The organism is Arthrobacter sp. Marseille-P9274 (assembly GCF_946892675.1).
In the GTDB taxonomy this organism is placed as follows: Bacteria; Actinomycetota; Actinomycetes; order Actinomycetales; family Micrococcaceae; genus Crystallibacter.
In genome coordinates this window covers 2,606,938-2,624,169 of the sequence record NZ_CAMPOV010000001.1, presented here as the reverse complement: position 1 = coordinate 2,624,169, position 17,232 = coordinate 2,606,938, and the positions used below count along the sequence as shown (strand labels likewise).

The following is a 17,232-nucleotide window of genomic DNA, read 5'->3' as shown; positions in this document are numbered from 1 at the left end:
GGAAGGGCCGGCCCGGGAAGCTTTGGCCTTAGCCGGCGGTGTAGTAGCCGTCGACGCTCATCCAGCTGGTCGGGTGGACCAGGGTGCCGTCGCCCGGGTTCAGGGCGCTGACCATCTTGCCGCCGCCGAGGTAGATGCCGATGTGGCTTCCGCCGTTCTGCGACACCAGGTCGCCCGGCTTCGGGTTGCTGGTCGGGGTCAGGGCAGCGGCCTGGGCCTGGCTGGTGCGGGGCAGGTCGATTCCGGCCTGGGCGTAGACCCACTTGGTGAAGCCGGAGCAGTCCCAGCCGGCCGGGGTGTTACCGCCCCAGACGTAGGGGGTGCCGACCATCGACTTGGCGATGCCGGCCAGGCCGGAGGTGGCGGAAGCCGGGGAGATCTCGGCGCTGGCCAGGGAGACGTTCATGCTCCCGGCCGGGGCGGCCTCGACCTGCGGGGCCGGAGCCTCGGCAGCGGGGGCCTCGGCGGCGGGGGCCGGGGCAGCCGGAGCGGCGTCGGCGGCGGCACCGGAGAGGGCGATAACGTCACCGGGGTAGATGACGGAATCCATGCCCAGGCCGTTCGCGGCGAAGACGTCTTCCAGGGCCACGCCGTGCTGGCTGGCGATGGCACCGAGGGTGTCGCCCGGCTTGACGGTGTGGGAGGTGGCGGGGGCCTCGGAAGCAGCGGCTTCGGCGGCACCGGCCGGCGCCACGTAGGCGGCGGAGTGGTCGGGGGCGCTGCCTGCGGCGTTGGCGGCGGGCATGCCCGCACCGAGCATCAGGCCTGCACCGGCGGTGACAACGGCGGCGCCGCGGCCGACCTTGCCAGCGTTGGCGGAAACGGACTTGGTGGCCTCGCTGATGAGGAAGTTGCGGGCCGGAGTAGCGCGGTGGCGCGCCGAATTGTTCGTGAACACAGTTGTGCCTCTCCCAATGCCTACGAGGTGAGCTGTCGGGTTCGGATGGGAGTCACCCGGCCGTGGAGCAGTACGGAACGTACTCCTCGGCTTAACCCCAAGGGCTTCATGGAAGCCCGAAAAACTTGGGTCCCCCGCCTCTGCCAGCGGTTACTGAACGGGGCTCGAATTGTGGTGGCAGAGTTAGGCAATCCACTCGAGCTGGCCGGGTAGGGGCCCGACGCTTCGATAACACTACATAACGGTTTGGTAACCACCAACTCGGATCCGGGCAGTTGTGGACAACGTCACATTCACATTATGTTCATCCACAGTTGGTTCTTGATCGAGCAAGTCGGCCTTGACTAGGGACGATGCTCCCGCCGGTACGGCACCAAGGAAGGGGGTATTAAGACCGTAGAAAAATTTGAGATTGTCCGTTTCAACGGGTTCGGGATCGGACGGCCAGCAGCCGATCACGAGGCCGGCCACCGGCAGCTTTCGGGTACGCAGGGCCTCGAGCGTGAGCAGCGTGTGGTTGAGGGTTCCCAGGCCGCTGCGGACAACGACGATGGTCGCCGAGTCGTCCGGGAAGCAGGCGGCCAGGTCCGCCAGGGTGTGCCCTTCGCCGTCCAGCTCGACCAGCAGCCCGCCGGCGCCCTCGACCAGCACATGGGAGGCCGTTTCGGCCTCGGCCCGGATGCGCCGGACGTGGTCGTCCAGGCCGGGCAGGACCGCCCCTTCCCGGCGCGCGGCCGCGGGCGGGGCCATCGGGTGGAGCAGCCGGACGCCCTCCGAGACCCGGTCCACGCCGGAGAGCCTGCGCACCTCGTCGATGTCGCCGGGCTCATCCGGAGCCACGCCCGTCTGCGCCGGCTTGTAGACCGCCACCGTCCCGTCCCGGTAACCGGACAGGGCTGAGGCAAGCGCCGCCGTCGTCCTGGTCTTGCCCACGCCGGTGTCCGTGCCCGTGACGAAGATGATGCGCGGCAGCCCCCGGATTCCGGTGGCGATGTCCGGGTCGAGGGGCTGTGCGGCGGAGTGTGTAGGGATGGTCATGGGGATTCGGGCTCCTGCCGGACGACGACGGTATGCGGGCTCTGGAAGGACAGCAGGCGCAGCCACGCGGGGTCCCGCCCGTGCAGCCGCACCCTGGGCAGCGCGCGGGCCGTCTCCTCGAGCACCAGCGTGGTCTCCAGCTCGGCCAGCTTCGCGCCGAGGCACCGGTGCAGCCCGTGGCCGAACGCCAGGGAGTAGGCCGTTCCACCCGCGTCGGGTGCGTGGTGGCCGCTGAGTTCCAGCACGATCTCGGCTCCGGCGGGCAGCATGGTGCCGTCCAGCTCGGTGGCGCGGGCGGCGGCGCGGCGCCAGGTATGGACCGATGATTCGGTCGCGAGCACCTGCCGAACCAGGTCCCGGGCGGAACCGCCGGCCGCGAGCAGCTGCCACCGGTCCGGGTGCTGCAGCGTGCGGTAGAGCGTGGTGGCGATCAGCTGGGCGGTCGTTTCCTGCCCGGCGATCACCAGGAAGTAGCCCAGCGAGCAGATTTCGGCGGGCTTGAGGCCCGCGCGATCCAGCACGCCGAACAGCGTGTCCGTGCCCCGGGCGGCGGCGACTTCGCCGCGGAGCCAGGTGTAGAACTCCGCGGCGCTCCCGGCCAGCGCCGGCTGGCGGTCGGCGTCCGGCCAGCCCCAGAACAGTTCCAGCGAGTCGCGGCTCCAGCGCTTCAGCGTGTCCAGATCCGGCAGGCCGGTTCCGATCAGCTCCGCCATCACCACGGGCGGGACGTGCTTGGCGACCACGTCCGCCAGGTCGACCGGCCCGCCGTGCAGCGCCGCTGCGGCCTCGGCGCAGCGCTTTTGCGCCAGCTCGCGCACCCGGGGAGTGACCGCTGCGACCTTCGCGGGGGTGAAGAAGCCGGCGACCAGGCGGCGCACGCGCAGGTGCGCCTCGCCGGTCGCGGAGGCAAGCACCGGCGGCAGCGCGAAGCGGGCGCGGCTGAGGATGCGCAGCGCTGCCGGGGTCAAGGGAACGACGGCGGTGAGCGCGTTAGTCGGGAGGAAATCTTCCGTGCGGCGCATGACCTCGCGGACCTGCGCCGGATCGGTGACGACGTGGAAGTTCATCGGACCGCCTGGGCTGCCTGGACCGCCGGTGCCAGCCCGGCCGCGACCAGCCGGGCCGTGACCAGCTCGGCGGCCCTGCTGGTCTCCTCCGCGGTGAAGTCTGCGCGGGCGGTCAGCCGCAGCCGCGAGATGCCGTCCGGCACGCTGGGCGGCCGGAAGCAGCCCACCAGCACGCCGGCCGCCTCCAGCTCCGCCGCGATGGAGGCGGCGCGCTCCGGATCGCCGCCCGGGACGGACTGCACCGCGCCGGCTGCCTGCGGGACGCCGCAGCCCAGCGCCAGGACGGCGGCGTTCGAGAGGACCCGGCCCGCCAGCTGCGGCTCGGCCGCGATGATCCGGCAGGCCTCCGCCGCCGCGGCCGCCGAGGCCGGGGCCAGCCCGGTGTCGAAGATAAAGCTGCGGGCCGTATTAACCAGATGGCCGCGGAGCGCGCCGGAGCCCAGCACGGCACCGCCCTGGGCGCCGAGCGCCTTGGACAGCGTCGCCGTGAGCACCACGTGGTCGGCTCCGGCCAGCCCTGCGGCATGCACCGCGCCGCGGCCCCCGCCGGCAACCCCGATCCCGTGCGCCTCGTCGACCACCAGCAGGGCGTCGTGCTCTGCGCAGAGCCGGGCAGTTTCGGCCAGGTCGGCGGCGTCGCCGAGCACCGAGTAGATGGACTCGACAACGACGACGGCGCGCGGCTGCGTGCGCGCGGCCAGCATGGTCCGCAGCGCGGCCAGGTCCCCGTGGGGGAAGACTTCGACCGGCGAACGCGAGAGCCGGGCGGCATCGATCAGCGAGGCGTGGCTGTGCTCGTCGCTGAGCAGCAGCGTGCCCGGGCCGCCGAGGGCCGTCAGCACGCCGAGGTTCGCGGCGTAGCCGCTGGAGAAGGCGAGGGCGGCCGGCTGCCCGGTCAGCCGGCACAGTTCGGCCTCGAGTTCGGCGTGGACGGGCAGGGTCCCGGTGACCACGCGAGACGCCCGCGCGCCGGTGCCGTAGCGGTCGATGGCCCCGATCGCCGCAGCCTTCAGCCGCGGGTCCGTCGAGAGGCCCAGGTAGTCGTTGGAGGCGAGGTCGAGTACCGGGCGGGCCGTGGGCCGACTGGCCTCGGGCGGGGCGGAACCCGAGGGCGCCGGGCCCGCGGCGCCGGTCCGGACGGCCGCCTGCCGGACGATCCCGCGCCGGCGCCGCACCCGGGCCTGGTCCTCCAGCCACCGCTGCATGGTGCCCATCAGCCGTGCACCTCTGCAATGGCGGCGGTGATTCCGGCCCCGATGGCGGCGACATCGGCCGCGGAGGAGATGTAGGGCGGCATGGTGTAAACCAAGTCCCGGAACGGGCGGACCCAGACGCCGCGTTCCAGCGCGGCCCGGGTGAGGGCGGAGACGTCCACGGGCCCGTCCAGCTGGACCACGCCGACGGCGCCGAGCACGCGCACCTCGCGCACGGAATCCAGTGCGGCGGCCGGGGCCAGCCCGGCGGCCAGGCTCTGCTCGATCCCGCGGACCTGCTGCCGCCACCCGTTGGCCTCCAGCAGGTCCAGCGATGCGGAGGCGACCGCACAGGCCAGCGGATTCCCCATGAAGGTCGGCCCGTGCAGCAGCGCCCGGAACTCCGAGTCCGTGATGGCCGAGGCGACCCGGGCGGAGCAGAGCACGGCCGCCAGCGTGAGGTAGCCGCCGGTCAGGGCCTTGCCCACGCACATGATGTCCGGCGAGACCCCGGCCCATTCCGCAGCGAAGAGCCGGCCCGTGCGGCCGAAGCCGGTGGCGATCTCGTCGAAGACCAGCAGCAGGCCGTGCTCGTCCGCCACCCGCCGCGCCGCACGCAGGCACTCCGGGGCGTAGGCGAACATGCCGCCGGCACCCTGCAGGACCGGCTCCACGATGATTCCGGCGAGCCCGCCGGCCTGCCGGGCAACGGTCTCCTCGAGCGCGGCGATCCAGCCCGCCACCTCCGCCGCATCGGCGACCAGATCGCCGTCGTTATTCAACCGCGCCGCGGGCGGACGCGGCAGGAACTCCTGCTGCGCCACCAGCCCGGGAAAGGCCGAGTGCATGCCGTCCACCGGATCGCAGACGCTCATGGCCGCAAAGGTGTCACCGTGGTAGCCGCCGCGCAGCGCGAGGAAGCGCTGCCGCTCCGGCCGCCCCGTCGCCGCCTGGTACTGCACGGTGAGCTTGAGCGCCACCTCCACCGAGACCGAGCCGGAGTCGGCGAGGAACACGTGCTCCAGCGGCTGCGGTGCGAGCCGGACCAGCTGCTCGGCCAGCCGCACCGCCGGCTCGTGCGTCAGCCCGCCGAACATGACGTGGCTGAACCGCTCGGACTGCCGCCGCAGCGCCTCGTCCAGCACCGGGTTGCGGTAGCCGTGGATCATGGACCACCACGAGCTCATCGCGTCGACGGCCTCGAAGCGCTCGCCGTCGTCCGCCTGCAGCCGCAGCCGGACGCCGGCGGCGCCCTCGACGGCGTAGGGCGCCGGGCCGTCCAGCGGGGCATAGGGGTGCCAGAGCAGGCCGCGGTCGCGCCGGATGGTTTCGGCGCCGGAAGCCGGCGTAGCGGTAAGAACGGTGCCGGGAACGACGCCGGCGGGGGACTGCACTGCCACGGCGCGCCTAGGCGTTCGGTGCGAGCTGGGTTCCGGCGCCGCGCCGGCGGATCGTGACCGGGGCGACCGCTGGATCGTCAAGGTCCGCCGCTGCCGAGGCGGGCTCGGACGCCGGAGCCGCCGCGCCGCCGTCGTGCTTCTCCTCCGCCGGTACCGCGGCACTGTCCGCGCCGAGCACCACGAAGCCGTTGTCCGAGATCATCTCGAGGTCGGCCTTCGCGGCCTGCCCCTCGCTGGTGAGGTAGTCGCCGAGGAAGAGGGAGTTGGCCACCTGCAGCGCCAGCGGCTGGAGCGAGCGCAGGTGCATTTCGCGGCCGCCGGCCATGCGCAGCTCCGTGTCCGGGCAGGCGAAGCGGACCAGCGCGAGGATGCGCAGGCAGTGCGCGGGGGTGAGCAGCCAGGTGCCCTCGAGCGGCGTGCCCTCGAACGGCATCAGGAAGTTGACCGGGATGGAGTCGGCGTCGAGGTCGCGCAGCGCGAACACCGCGTCGATCAATTCCTCGTCAGACTCGCCCATGCCGACGATCAGGCCGGAGCATGGGGAGAGCCCGGCGCCCTTGGCGTGTTCCACGGTGCGGACCCGGTCGGCGTATTCATGCGTGGTGCAGATGTCCGCGTAGTTGGACTCGCTGGTGTTGAGGTTGTGGTTGTACGCGTCGACACCGGCGGACTTGAGCCGGTCCGCCTGGCCGTCCTTGAGGATGCCCAGGCAGGCGCAGACCTCGACCTGCGGGTGCTCGTCCTTCAGGCCCTCCACCATGCCGGCCACCCGGTCCACGTCCCGGTCCGTGGGCCCCTTGCCGCTGGCCACCAGGCAGACGCGCGAGGCGCCGGCGCGGATGCCGGTCGCCGCCTGCTCCGCCGCTTCCTCCGGCTTGAGCCACGTGTACTTGAGGATCTGGGCCGCCGACCCCAGCCGCTGCGAACAGTAGGTGCAGTCCTCCGGGCAGAGGCCGGACTTCAGGTTCACCAGGTAGTTCACCTTGACGGTGTTGGCGAAGTGGGCGCGGCGGAGCCGGGCCGCGGCCGACACCACGTCGAGCAGTTGGTCGTCCGTCGAGTGCAGGATGGCGAGGGCTTCCTCGCGGGTCAGGGTGCCGCCGTCCAGCTGTTTCGCGGCCAGGTCGCTAAAGTTATTGAACACCGTTCAAGTATTGGAAGGGCCAGCGGCCGTGTCAAGACAATATTGAACAGTGTTCAGGAGCGGGGCGAATATGACGCGGCATGATGGACTGGAGCCCGCCGCTGCGGCGGATACGACCCAACAGGAGGACCCGATGGCGCTGACCCGCCGGCAGATCGAGGACGCGGCGATGGAGATCCTGCGCAGCTACGGACTGGCAGACCTGTCGATGCGGCGGCTCGCCCGCGACCTCGGCGTGCAGCCCGGGGCGCTGTACTGGCACGTCAAGAACAAGCAGGAACTGCTGGGCGTGCTGGCCGCGCAGATCCTGGCCGCCGTGCCGGAGCCGGACGGCGGCCGTCCCGACGGCCTCGACGACCAGGCCGTCGGCGCCGTCGGCGCCGTCGGCACTCCGGGGGCCGGGTCCTCCGGCGACGGCCGTGAGCCCGTCCGGCAGCTGGCCCTGGACATCCGGTCGGCCCTGCTGTCCGTGCGGGACGGTGCGGATGTCGTCTCGCTGGCGCAGGCGATGACCCCGGAGGCGCTCCCGGCCATCAGCACCCTGCGCCGGCTGCTCGAGCGCGGGGGGCTGAGCGCGCAGCACGCGGCCTGGGGCGCGCGCACGCTGACCCACTGCATCCTGGGCTCGGTGGCGGAGGAGCAGACGCATGCCGACCTCGCCGCCGCCGGCCTGCTGCCGGAAGGGGCGGAGCGAAACAACGACGACGAGGCGTTCCTCTTCGGGGTGGACGCTGTCCTCGCGGGGCTGGGTCTGGCCGGCCGATCCTGAGCCGCTTCGGCGCCGCACGGTTGCCTGGGTCCTGGCTGCAACGCACAGGACTCCTTCCGTCTGGCTGAGTTCGCCATAGACTGCGGGCCGGAGTTGGGTTGCCGCTCCTTTCAACCCGGCCAGGACGAGAGACAGGCCCTACCGCGGGGCTTCCTCGATATCCGGGCCCTCTGCCGCGTCTTGGGAGTGCGGATGCGGCATCTGCACGGACTGCTCCGGCTCGCCCTCCACGGCGTCTTCGCTGTGCCTGCGGTCGAATTCCTGCGGGATTGTTGGTTGTGCCATGGCTGCTGTCCTCCAACAGAAGCGTCCGCCGCACGGGGCGGACTTGTGCTTCCACCGTACTCCGGTTACCTCCCGTCGTCCCGGATGGCGGTCGTCGGTGGCCAGGGCAAGTTCGCCGAAGGTCAGGGCGGCGCTGAGCGTGCTGGTCCGGAGCCGGGGCTGCCACCAGGCGGGGGAAGGGCATCCCGCCAGCTTAGGTGCGCCGCGGGGGGCGGCGCACCGGGCGGCCTAGTTGGCCAGGGCGGGGTAGTCCGTGTAGCCGGAGGGTCCCTCTGTGTAGAACGTCTTCGGATCCGGCGTGTTTAGCGGCCGGTCCTCCTGCCAGCGGCGCACCAGGTCCGGGTTGGCGAGGGCCGGGCGGCCGACCACTACGCCGTCGGCCAGCCCGTCGTCGAGGATGGCGAGGGCTTCCTCGCGGGTAGTGACCACGCTGAAGCCGGTGTTGACCAGCACCGCGCCGCCGAAGCGGGCGCGCAGGTCCTGGACCAGCGGGCCTGCGGGGTCCTTGTGCAGGATGCTCAGGTAGGCCAGGCCCAGGGGCGCCAGCCGGTCCAGCAATGCGGCGTAGGTGGCGCGGGTTTCCTCCGGGTCGGCCTCCAGCACATCCTGGACGTTGTGCTCGGGCGAGATACGGATGCCAACGCGGTCCGCACCAATTTCCTGTACGACGGCGGCGGCTACTTCCGCGACGAGGCGGGCGCGGTTCTTCGGGGAACCTCCGTAGGCATCGGTCCGCTGGTTGGACGACGGCGCCAGGAATTCATGCAGCAGGTACCCGTTGGCGGAGTGCAGCTCCACGCCGTCGAGCCCGGCGTCGATGGCGTTCCTCGAGGCCCGCACGAACTCATCGATGATGCCGGGCAGCTCGTCCGTGTCCAGGGCGCGGGGGACCGGGTAGGGCTTCTTGCCCTCATAGGTATGGGTCTCGCCGTCGATCGCGATGGCGCTGGGCGCCACCACGTCGCGGCCGCCGTTGGTCGCCGGGTGGCTGACCCGGCCGGAATGCATCACCTGCGCCACGATGCGTCCGCCGTCGGCGTGCACCGCCTCGGCGACGCGCCGCCAGCCCGCGATCTGTTCCTCCGTGACCAGCCCGGGCTGGTGCGCGTAGGCCTGGCCGGCGAAGCTCGGGTACGTTCCCTCGGTCACGATCAGGCCCAGCGAGGCGCGCTGCCGGTAGTGCTCGGCCACCAGCGGGCCGGGCACACCGTCCTTGCCGGAGCGCAGGCGGGTCAGCGGGGCCATAACGAGGCGGTTCGGCAGGTCGAGGGCGCCGACGGACAGGGGAGTAAAGAGGCTCACGTGGGTTTCCCTTGGTTGCGGATGGCTTCCTAAGCGGCAACGGCCGGGCCCCGCCCGGTTATTCCGACGGCGGTAGCCGGGCGAGGAATCGGGCGGCGCGAATCAGCGGGTGCGCGCAGCCGGAATCCGGTAGAGCACCAGGACGGCGGCGGCGCCCACCGCGCCGCCGATGAGTTGGGCCAGCACGAACGGCAGGACGGAGCCGGGGTCGATGCCGGCGAAGGTGTCGCTGAAGATGCGCCCGACCGTCACGGCCGGGTTGGCAAAGGACGTGGAGCTGGTGAACCAGTACGCGGCGCCGATGTAGGCCCCCACGGCCGGACCGGCCAGCGTCGCCGCCCGCCCGGTGCGCACCAGGGCGAAGATGACCGCAACGAGTCCGGCTGTGGCGACGATCTCGGCGACGAAGACCCCGGTTCCGATGCGATCCTTGGTGGAAATGGCGGTCGGGATGTCGAACATCAGGTTGGCCAGGACTGCTCCGGCGATGCCGCCGGCCACCTGAGCGACGATGTATGCGCCCGCAGCCGGCAGCGTCAGCCCGTGGGCATGGCGCCGTCCGAGGAACCAGTCTGCCAGTGAGACCACCGGATTGAAGTGGGCCCCCGATACCGGTGCCAGCACGACGATCAGCACGGCGAGACCCAGTGTGGTGGCAATGGAGTTCTCCAGCAGTTGCAGCCCGACGTCATTCGGCGAGAGGCTCTGGGCTGCGATGCCGGAGCCGACCACGATGGCTACGAGCATTGCCGTTCCCAGGAACTCGGCGAACAGGCGGCGGCTCAGGGACGGCACGACCGCCGCTTCAGAAGTTGTCATGGAACAAAATTGACAGAAACCAGGCGCCTCAGTCAAAATTGACTCAATGGAAACTGAGCTAAATGACGGCCTGGGGCGGCGGGTGGCCCTGCACGCCGCCCTGGCCGACCCGGCCCGGCTGCGGATTGTCGACCTGCTGCTGGTGGGGGACGCCTCGCCGTCGGAGCTGGCAGGGCTGCTGTCGATGCCGTCGAACCTGATGGCGCACCACCTGAAGGTCCTCGAGGGCGTGGGGCTGGTTGTCCGCAGCCGGTCCGAAGGGGACCGGCGGCGGACCTACCTGCAGATCGTTCCCGGCGTCCTGGACGCCCTCCGCCCCGGGGCTGCACGCCCGGCTGCCCGTGTGCTGTTCGTCTGTACTGCCAATTCCGCCCGTTCCCACTTGGCCGCTGCGCTGTGGCGCCGGGCGAGCGAAGTGCCCGCGGCCTCGGCCGGGACCCACCCGGCCGCCAGCATCGCGCCCGGAGCCATCGCGGCCGCAGAACGGCATCATCTGCCACTGCCCCGGGTCAAACCCCGGCAGGTCGCCGAAGTCCGCAGCGACGCTGACCTGATCATCACCGTCTGCGACCGGGCGCACGAGGAACTGGACCTGAAAACCGACGTCCACTGGTCCATCCCGGATCCTATCCGCGCCGGCACTCCGGAAGCCTTCGACCTGGCACTGGAGGAGCTGGACCGCCGCGTGGAGAACCTCGCCCCGCTGCTCGCGCCCGCCGCCGCAAACTGACCCGCACTAACCGACCCCCACCACCTGACCCGCTACCCAAGGATCCCTTCATGACTACCGAGACCGTCAAGAAACCGTCCGTCCTGTTCGTCTGCGTGCACAACGCCGGTCGTTCCCAGATGGCCGCCGCCTACCTCACCCACCTGGCCCAGGGTGCCATCGAGGTCCGCTCTGCTGGATCCCAGCCCGCGGACCAGGTCAACCCCGCCGCCGTCGAGGCCATGCGCGAAGAAGGCATCGACATCTCCGCCGAACTGCCCAAGGTTCTGACCACCGAGGCGGTCAAGGACTCCGATGTGGTCGTGACGATGGGCTGCGGCGACGAATGCCCGTACTTCCCGGGAAAGCGCTACGAGGACTGGGTGCTCGAGGACCCGGCCGGCAAGGGCGTGGACTCCGTCCGCCCCATACGTGACGACATCAAGGGCCGCATCCAGACCCTGATCTCCGAACTCCTGCCCGCCAAGTAACCCGCTACCTCCCGAAAGAATTTCCCATGTCTGAACAGCTCATCATCGTCGGGTCCGGCCCCTCCGGTTACACTGCCGCCATCTACGCCGCCCGCGCGGGCCTGAAACCCCTCGTCCTGGCCGGTTCCGTCACCGCCGGCGGTGCCCTGATGAACACCACCGAAGTCGAGAATTTCCCCGGCTTCCCCGAAGGCATTCAGGGCCCCGAGCTGATGGAAAGCCTGCAGAAGCAGGCCGAAAAGTTCGGTGCCGTCATCGAATACGAGGACGCCACCGAGGTCGAGCTCACCGGACATCTCAAGCGCGTCACCACCGGTTCCGGCAAGACCTACGAGGCGCCGGCCGTCATCCTCTCCACCGGCTCCGCCTACAAGGAGCTCGGCCTGCCGGAGGAGAAGATGCTCTCGGGCCACGGCGTCTCCTGGTGCGCGACCTGCGACGGGTTCTTCTTCCGGGACCAGGACATCATCGTGGTCGGCGGCGGGGACTCCGCCATGGAAGAAGCGCTGTTCCTGACCCGCTTCGGCAAGACCGTCACGGTCGTGGTCCGCCGCGACGCCCTGCGCGCCTCAAAGATCATGGCGCAGCGGGCCCGCGACAACGAGAAGATCCGCTTCGCCTACAACAGCACAGTCACCGCCATCCACGGCGATGCCAAGGTCACTGGCGTCACCCTCAGCGACACCGTCACCGGCGCCACCCGCGAACTGCCCGCCTCCGGCATCTTCGTGGCCATCGGCCACCTGCCGCGCACCGACCTGGTCAAGGGCCAGGTCGAGCTCGACGACGAGGGCTACATCAAGGTTGACTCCCCGACCACCTGCACCAATCTCGACGGCGTCTTCGCCTGCGGCGACGCCGTGGACCACCGCTACCGCCAGGCCATCACCGCCGCGGGCACCGGCTGCGCAGCGGCCTTGGATGCCGAACGCTATCTAGCCGCCCTCGAGGACGCCGACAGCCTCGCCGCGGCAGCCGTCGCTGAACCCACCCACGCCTGAAGAGGTGCTGCTAAGGAGGAACACCATGGTCGAGCCCACCAGCCCCCTGCCGGGCCTGGTGCAGGACGATAACGTCTTGCACCAGAACGTCTTGCACCGGATCAGCGAGGAACTAGCCACCAGATTCCAGGGCGTCTTCACCCCGGAAACCGTCGAACGCTACGTCTTCGAGTCCTATACGGGCCTGGCCCGCAGCGCGAAGATCAGGGCCCACCTGCCGGCCATCACGTCCCGCTTCGCGAAGGACCGGCTCACTGCCCTGGCTCAGTCCAAGGGGCTCGCGGCCAAAGACGTTCCCGAAGTGCTGTTCGTCTGCGTCCATAACGCCGGACGCTCCCAAATGGCAGCGGCACTGCTGGCCCATCATGCCCAGGGCCGGATACACGTGCGTTCCGCCGGATCGATGCCTATTGAGCACCTGGAGCCATCGGCCGTCGCCGCAATGCAGGAGATCGGGCTGGGTCTGGAGGAGGAATTCCCCAAGCCCTTGACCGATGACGTGGTGCGCGCCGCGGACGTTGTCGTCACCATGGGCTGCGGGGACTCCTGCCCCGTCTACGCCGGGAAGCGCTATCTGGACTGGCACCTCGAAGACCCCGCCGGCAAAACCGTCGAACAGGCCCGAGCCATCCGCGACGACCTCGACACGCGCATCCGGGGCCTGCTCAACGACATCCTCGACCGCTGACCCGCCCGGCCGCGTAGGGAACCGCCGGGAGCGGCCCGCCACACAGGAGGATCCGAGTGCCGTCGTGCAAGGCTTACCGCGGTGCGATGACAGAGGCGGCCCGTTCCAGGGCGCCGGGAATGATGGAGTAGTAGGCCCAGACGCCGCGCTTCTCACGGTGCAGGATGCCGGCCTCGACCAGGATCTTCAGGTGGTGGGAGACTGTCGGCTGGCCTAGCCCGACGGGCTCGGTCAGGTCGCACGCGCACGCTTCGTTACCCGGCTGCGCGGCGATTAGGGAGATCAGCCGCAGCCGGGCCGGGTCCGCCAGCGCCTTGAGCAGTTGCGCGAACTTCCGTGCATCCTCGGCCCCCATAACCTCCCCGGTCAGCGGCCCGCAGGAGCAGGCGTCGAGGACGCGGACCGGGAGCGATTGCGCGGTGTTCATGCTCCCATTATGCCCACACATTGACATGCGTCGATATGTGCGACCATACTCAAGCAAGACATCGATACTCTTCGATGGATACCTGGTCTGAGTGATCCCTTTGACGGATCAATCGTGAAGGAGGCCCCATGCCCGAGGACAACAGCCTGCCGGTAGCCGTGATCGGCGCCGGTCCCGTCGGCCTGGCGGCGGCCGCGCACCTGCTTGAACGCGGACTCGTTCCGCTGATCTTCGAGGCGGGCCCCGCGGCAGGCGCCGCGATCAGTGCGTGGGGACACATCCGCCTGTTCTCGCCCTGGCGATTCAACATTGACGCCGCGTCCCGCCGCCTGCTGGAAGCGAGCGGCTGGGAGGAGCCCCGGCTGACCTCGCTGCCCTACGGGTCGGACCTGATGGAGCGCTACGTGGCACCCCTGGCCGCGCTCCCGCAGGTTGCCGCCGCTCTACATACCTCATCCCGCGTGGTCGCCGTTAGCAGGGTCGGCATGGACAAGACCCACTCCACGGGCCGCGAGGAGCGCCCCTTCCTGGTCCGGGTCGAAGCCGCGGACGGAACCCTGATCGACCACAGTGTGCGCGCCGTCATCGATGCCTCCGGCACATGGGAGCAGCCTAATCCGCTGGGACAGGCCGGGCTGCCCGCGCCGGGCGAGGTGGACGCCCGCGCCCGCAGGTTGATCACCGCACCCCTGCCCGACGTCACCGGCGCCGACCGCGCCCGCTTCGCCGGACGGCACGTGCTTGTCGTCGGAGCCGGCCACTCCGCCGCCAACACCCTGCTCGCGTTGGGCCAACTGGCCAAGAACGAACCCGGCACCCGGATCAGCTGGGCCGTCCGCGGAGCGTCGGTCACCCGGCTCTACGGCGGGGGAGACCTGGACGGCCTACCCGCCCGCGGACAGCTCGGCACCCGGCTGCGCCGGCTGGTCGAGGACGGCATTGTCGACCTGCACACGTCCTTCACCATCACCGGCTTCAAAACCGGCGACAACCTGCTGGTGCACGGCTCGACCCCCGAAGGGGATGCCGAACTGAACGTGGACCTGCTCATCCCGGCCACCGGGTTCCGCCCCGACCTGGACCCCCTGCGCGAAATCCGGCTGGAACTGGATCCGGGCGTCGAAGCGCCCCGCGCGTTGGGGCCGCTGATCGACCCGGAATTCCACAGCTGCGGCACCGTCCCGCCGCACGGGGCCAAACTGCTCGCCCACCCTGACAAGGATTTCTACATCGCCGGGATGAAGTCCTACGGCCGGGCGCCGACCTTCCTGCTGGCCACCGGATACGAGCAGGTGCGATCCATCGCCGCGGCCATCGCCGGCGACCACGACTCCGCCGACCGGGTCCAGCTGGCCCTGCCCGAAACAGGCGTCTGCTCGTCGGACTTCGGCGGCAGCTGCGACACCACTCCAGCTACCGCCGCCGAACAGGAAGCGGCATGCTGCCCGCCTGGACCCCAAGCGGTCACGCTCGGCTTCGCCACCGGCACCGCGCACGGCCGCTCCGCCGATCCGGACCACTAGATCCAGCGGGGGACCGGAACCCGGGCACTTGGCGGGAGCACCGACGTCGTTGGCGTTCCGCGCAACCGCCGCCTAGAACCCCTTCGCCACCGCGGCCGCCGCGCGCAGCCAGGCGCGCTGCGTGGCCGGCTGCAGCATGGCGTACCGGATGGGCCCGTTGACCAGCGCCGGATCGTAGGGAATCCGCACCACTTCGCGGACAAACGGGCGGAAGCCCTCCTCGATCCGTTCCGCCTCGATCTTGGCGCGCTTGCGTGCCTCTCCGGTCATGCCGCGGCCGGCGTCCGTGGACTCGGAGACCACAACGACGGCGTTGCGCGCGAGCTTCGCTTCGTGCTCGCCGCGCGACTCGAGCGTCTGCAGGGTCAGCCGCGCCGCCTCGGCACGGTCCTCCATGGCCGTCACCGGCACCACCAGCTGGTTGCTGTGGTCGATCATCCGCCGCCAGTTGGCCGAGCGCGAGGTGTTGCCGGAGTCCATCACGATCAGCCGGTAGTACTTGCTGGCCACCCGGTGCGCGATGTCGACTTCTTCCGCCGTGACCTCGTGGTCGCCCTCATCGTCCTCGTCCGAGCGCAGCACATCGAACTTGTCGGCTGCCTGATGGTGCACGTAGTGCGCCAGGTCCGCGGTGTTCGACTCGGGGGAGAGGAGCTTGATGGACGAATCCACCAGGTCCAGCACACTGGAATTGTGCGGCCCCTGTTCGGTGCGCCAGCCCAGCGTGCCCTGCGACTCGTTGTTGTCCCAGGCCAGCACGGGACCGCCGCCGTAGCGGGCCAGGATCGCGCTCAGCATCACGACGGTGGGGGTTTTGTTCGCCCCGCCCTTGCGGTTGACGACGGCGACCGTCCTCGGCCCGGGCCAGTGCTGGCTGACCATGCGCACATCCTCGCGCTCGGCCAGCTCCTCCCGGGACGGCTCGATCCGCAGGCCCATCCGCGAGAGCACCCCGCGCCAGCCCTTCGTCGCAGGCTCCTGCGTGGAGCCGGTCACCAGGAACGACGTCTCGCGCAGGTCGCGGCGGCGGGCCGGAGGGGCGGACGGGATCTCCGCCGCCCGGTCCTGCCCGGTTTCCTCGGACCGCTCCGCCGGCGTCTTGGAAACCGGGGCAAGGACGGGCGCCGAGATCGGCCGCGGCGGCTGGACCGGCTGCGCGGGCGGGTTGCCGGACTGGGACTGCCGCAGCGCGCGCCGGCTGGCTGGCTGCTCCACGGCTTCAGCCGTCGGGGACTCGGGAACGTGCTTCGTCATAGTCGCTGCCAACCTCCGAAGGTGAAAGGGTTCATTGTTTATCATCCCCGCGGGCCCGCCGGAACAACAAATACGCCTCCCGCCGCGCCGCCGCTAATGGCGGGCCCTTGACAGTCGTGCCGCGGGCCGGGAGCGTGCCGCGTAGGCTGGGCCGGTGGTCAATTTCACGCTGAAGCAGCTGCAGTACTTCGTGGCCGTCGCAGACCATGGATCCATCTCGGCGGCGGCCGCCGCCAGCCACATCTCGCAGGCGGCGATGTCGCAGGCGCTAACCGATCTGGAGCGGTCCGTCGGCTCGCAGCTGGTGGTCCGCCAGCGTTCCCGCGGCATTTCGCTGACCGGCGTCGGACAGCAGTTCCTGCGGGACGCCCGCTCGCTGGTGCGCCATGCGGATGATGTCCAGGACACCATCGTGGAGCGGCAGCAGGGGCTGGTGGGTCCGCTGGCCATCGGCTGCTACACCACGCTGGCGGCGTTCTGGGTCCCGGTGATCAGCGAGAAGTTCATCAAGCCCAACCGCCGGCTCGAGGTCAGCCTGGAGGAGGGCGAAGGACGGGAGCTGCAGCAGAAGATGCTGGACGGCTACCTGGACGCGGTGCTGACCCACACCCGCCATCTGCTGCCCGGCGTGGAGGCCCGGACGGTCAAGGAAGGAAGGCCCTACGTGCTGCTTGCTGCGGACCATCCGCTGGCCGGGCGCAAGAGCCTGCGGCTGGCCGAACTCGCTGAGGAAGACTTCGTCTCGCTGGACATCCCGACGGTCCGCGACAACCAGCTGGTCAACCTCCGGCTGTCGGGCCTGGACCCCAAGATCGCTTGGCGCTCCTCCAGTTTCGAAGCCGTCCGCGGGATGGTTGCGCGGGGTCTCGGCTACACCGTGCTGGTCCAGCGCCCGCCGGTCAACACGAGCTACGACGGCTTGCCCCTGGCCACGGTGGAGATAGACGGGCCGGTCGGCCACAGCGACGTCTGCGTGGCCTACTCGTCCACGGCACGCCCGAGCCTGCGCCTGCGGGCGTTCCTCGACTTCTGCGCGGAGGCCGGCGGCGCGGCGGGCGGGCCCGCAACGCGGACGACGGCGTAGCGTGCCTTCCCCGGTCGACGCGCCGAAGGTGGCACGCGAAGGCGGCCGCTGCGCCTGGCAGCGGCCGCCTTCGCGGGGAGGGGCGCCGGTACGGGGCCGCCAGGGAGGACAGTGCTGCATCCTCCCCGGCGGCACCGCAC

General features: G+C 70.6%; 18 protein-coding genes and 1 riboswitch. Of the genes, 7 read left to right on the top strand and 11 right to left on the bottom strand.

Annotated elements, in window-relative coordinates:
• Positions 1–28: 28 nt before the first annotated feature.
• The 6 genes from OC550_RS12140 to bioB all read right to left on the bottom strand — a co-directional run bounded on the left by OC550_RS12140 (position 29) and on the right by bioB (position 6,740).
• Positions 29–898 (bottom strand): LysM peptidoglycan-binding domain-containing C40 family peptidase, encoded by an 870-nt coding sequence (locus OC550_RS12140; protein ID WP_262106022.1) that lies wholly within the window; start codon positions 896–898, stop codon positions 29–31.
• Positions 899–901: 3 nt separating this feature from the next.
• Positions 902–1,073: riboswitch (cyclic di-AMP (ydaO/yuaA leader) on the bottom strand.
• Between the two features lie 59 nt (positions 1,074–1,132).
• Positions 1,133–1,936 carry a dethiobiotin synthase gene (bioD, locus tag OC550_RS12135; RefSeq protein ID WP_262106021.1) on the bottom strand — a complete coding sequence of 268 codons (804 nt, stop codon included), beginning with the start codon at positions 1,934–1,936 and terminating at the stop codon, positions 1,133–1,135.
• On the bottom strand, positions 1,933–3,003 hold the full coding sequence (locus OC550_RS12130) for a cytochrome P450 (RefSeq protein ID WP_262106020.1): 1,071 nt from the start codon (positions 3,001–3,003) through the stop codon (positions 1,933–1,935). Before OC550_RS12130 ends, bioD begins: the two co-directional genes overlap by 4 nt.
• The gene (locus OC550_RS12125) at positions 3,000–4,208 is read right to left on the bottom strand and encodes an 8-amino-7-oxononanoate synthase (protein WP_262106337.1); all 1,209 of its coding nucleotides are present in this window, start codon (positions 4,206–4,208) and stop codon (positions 3,000–3,002) included. Before OC550_RS12125 ends, OC550_RS12130 begins: the two co-directional genes overlap by 4 nt.
• Before the next feature lie 8 nt (positions 4,209–4,216).
• Positions 4,217–5,521: an adenosylmethionine--8-amino-7-oxononanoate transaminase gene (locus OC550_RS12120; RefSeq protein WP_262106336.1), complete on the bottom strand. Its 1,305-nt coding sequence runs from the start codon at positions 5,519–5,521 to the stop codon at positions 4,217–4,219.
• Between the two features lie 82 nt (positions 5,522–5,603).
• Positions 5,604–6,740: a biotin synthase BioB gene (gene bioB / locus OC550_RS12115; protein ID WP_262106019.1), complete on the bottom strand. Its 1,137-nt coding sequence runs from the start codon at positions 6,738–6,740 to the stop codon at positions 5,604–5,606.
• Between the two features lie 70 nt (positions 6,741–6,810).
• Here bioB and OC550_RS12110 point away from each other — a divergent pair, with 70 nt between their 5' ends.
• Positions 6,811–7,509, top strand: coding sequence for a TetR/AcrR family transcriptional regulator C-terminal domain-containing protein (locus OC550_RS12110; RefSeq protein ID WP_262106018.1), 699 nt, complete (start codon positions 6,811–6,813; stop codon positions 7,507–7,509).
• Between the two features lie 138 nt (positions 7,510–7,647).
• Here OC550_RS12110 and OC550_RS12105 read toward each other — a convergent pair whose 3' ends face one another.
• The 3 genes from OC550_RS12105 to OC550_RS12095 all read right to left on the bottom strand — a co-directional run bounded on the left by OC550_RS12105 (position 7,648) and on the right by OC550_RS12095 (position 9,915).
• Positions 7,648–7,794, bottom strand: a complete 147-nt coding sequence (locus tag OC550_RS12105) for a hypothetical protein (protein ID WP_262106017.1) — start codon at positions 7,792–7,794, stop codon at positions 7,648–7,650.
• Positions 7,795–8,022: 228 nt separating this feature from the next.
• On the bottom strand, positions 8,023–9,096 hold the full coding sequence (locus tag OC550_RS12100) for an alkene reductase (RefSeq protein ID WP_262106016.1): 1,074 nt from the start codon (positions 9,094–9,096) through the stop codon (positions 8,023–8,025).
• A gap of 102 nt (positions 9,097–9,198) precedes the next feature.
• Positions 9,199–9,915: an MIP/aquaporin family protein gene (locus OC550_RS12095; protein ID WP_262106015.1), complete on the bottom strand. Its 717-nt coding sequence runs from the start codon at positions 9,913–9,915 to the stop codon at positions 9,199–9,201.
• A 46-nt stretch (positions 9,916–9,961) separates the two neighbouring features.
• Here OC550_RS12095 and OC550_RS12090 point away from each other — a divergent pair, with 46 nt between their 5' ends.
• The 4 genes from OC550_RS12090 to OC550_RS12075 are packed head-to-tail and all read left to right on the top strand — an operon-like array spanning position 9,962 to position 12,804.
• Positions 9,962–10,645 (top strand): helix-turn-helix domain-containing protein, encoded by a 684-nt coding sequence (locus OC550_RS12090; RefSeq protein WP_262106014.1) that lies wholly within the window; start codon positions 9,962–9,964, stop codon positions 10,643–10,645.
• Between the two features lie 50 nt (positions 10,646–10,695).
• Positions 10,696–11,115 (top strand): arsenate reductase ArsC, encoded by a 420-nt coding sequence (locus OC550_RS12085; protein ID WP_262106013.1) that lies wholly within the window; start codon positions 10,696–10,698, stop codon positions 11,113–11,115.
• 26 nt (positions 11,116–11,141) lie between these two features.
• Complete coding sequence (trxB, locus tag OC550_RS12080) at positions 11,142–12,116, top strand: thioredoxin-disulfide reductase (protein WP_262106012.1); 975 nt, start codon at positions 11,142–11,144, stop codon at positions 12,114–12,116.
• 25 nt (positions 12,117–12,141) lie between these two features.
• Positions 12,142–12,804: a three-helix bundle dimerization domain-containing protein gene (locus OC550_RS12075; RefSeq protein WP_262106011.1), complete on the top strand. Its 663-nt coding sequence runs from the start codon at positions 12,142–12,144 to the stop codon at positions 12,802–12,804.
• Between the two features lie 73 nt (positions 12,805–12,877).
• On the opposite strand, the gene OC550_RS12070 is transcribed toward OC550_RS12075, so the two are convergent.
• The gene (locus OC550_RS12070; RefSeq protein WP_262106010.1) at positions 12,878–13,231 is read right to left on the bottom strand and encodes a helix-turn-helix transcriptional regulator; all 354 of its coding nucleotides are present in this window, start codon (positions 13,229–13,231) and stop codon (positions 12,878–12,880) included.
• Positions 13,232–13,359: 128 nt separating this feature from the next.
• On the opposite strand from OC550_RS12070, the gene OC550_RS12065 reads away from it, so the two are divergent.
• Positions 13,360–14,754 carry an FAD-dependent oxidoreductase gene (locus OC550_RS12065; RefSeq protein ID WP_262106009.1) on the top strand — a complete coding sequence of 465 codons (1,395 nt, stop codon included), beginning with the start codon at positions 13,360–13,362 and terminating at the stop codon, positions 14,752–14,754.
• 72 nt (positions 14,755–14,826) lie between these two features.
• Here OC550_RS12065 and OC550_RS12060 read toward each other — a convergent pair whose 3' ends face one another.
• Positions 14,827–16,008, bottom strand: a complete 1,182-nt coding sequence (locus OC550_RS12060; RefSeq protein ID WP_262106008.1) for a ParA family protein — start codon at positions 16,006–16,008, stop codon at positions 14,827–14,829.
• A gap of 154 nt (positions 16,009–16,162) precedes the next feature.
• On the opposite strand from OC550_RS12060, the gene OC550_RS12055 reads away from it, so the two are divergent.
• The gene (locus OC550_RS12055; RefSeq protein ID WP_262106007.1) at positions 16,163–17,092 is read left to right on the top strand and encodes a LysR substrate-binding domain-containing protein; all 930 of its coding nucleotides are present in this window, start codon (positions 16,163–16,165) and stop codon (positions 17,090–17,092) included.
• Positions 17,093–17,232 lie beyond the last annotated feature (140 nt).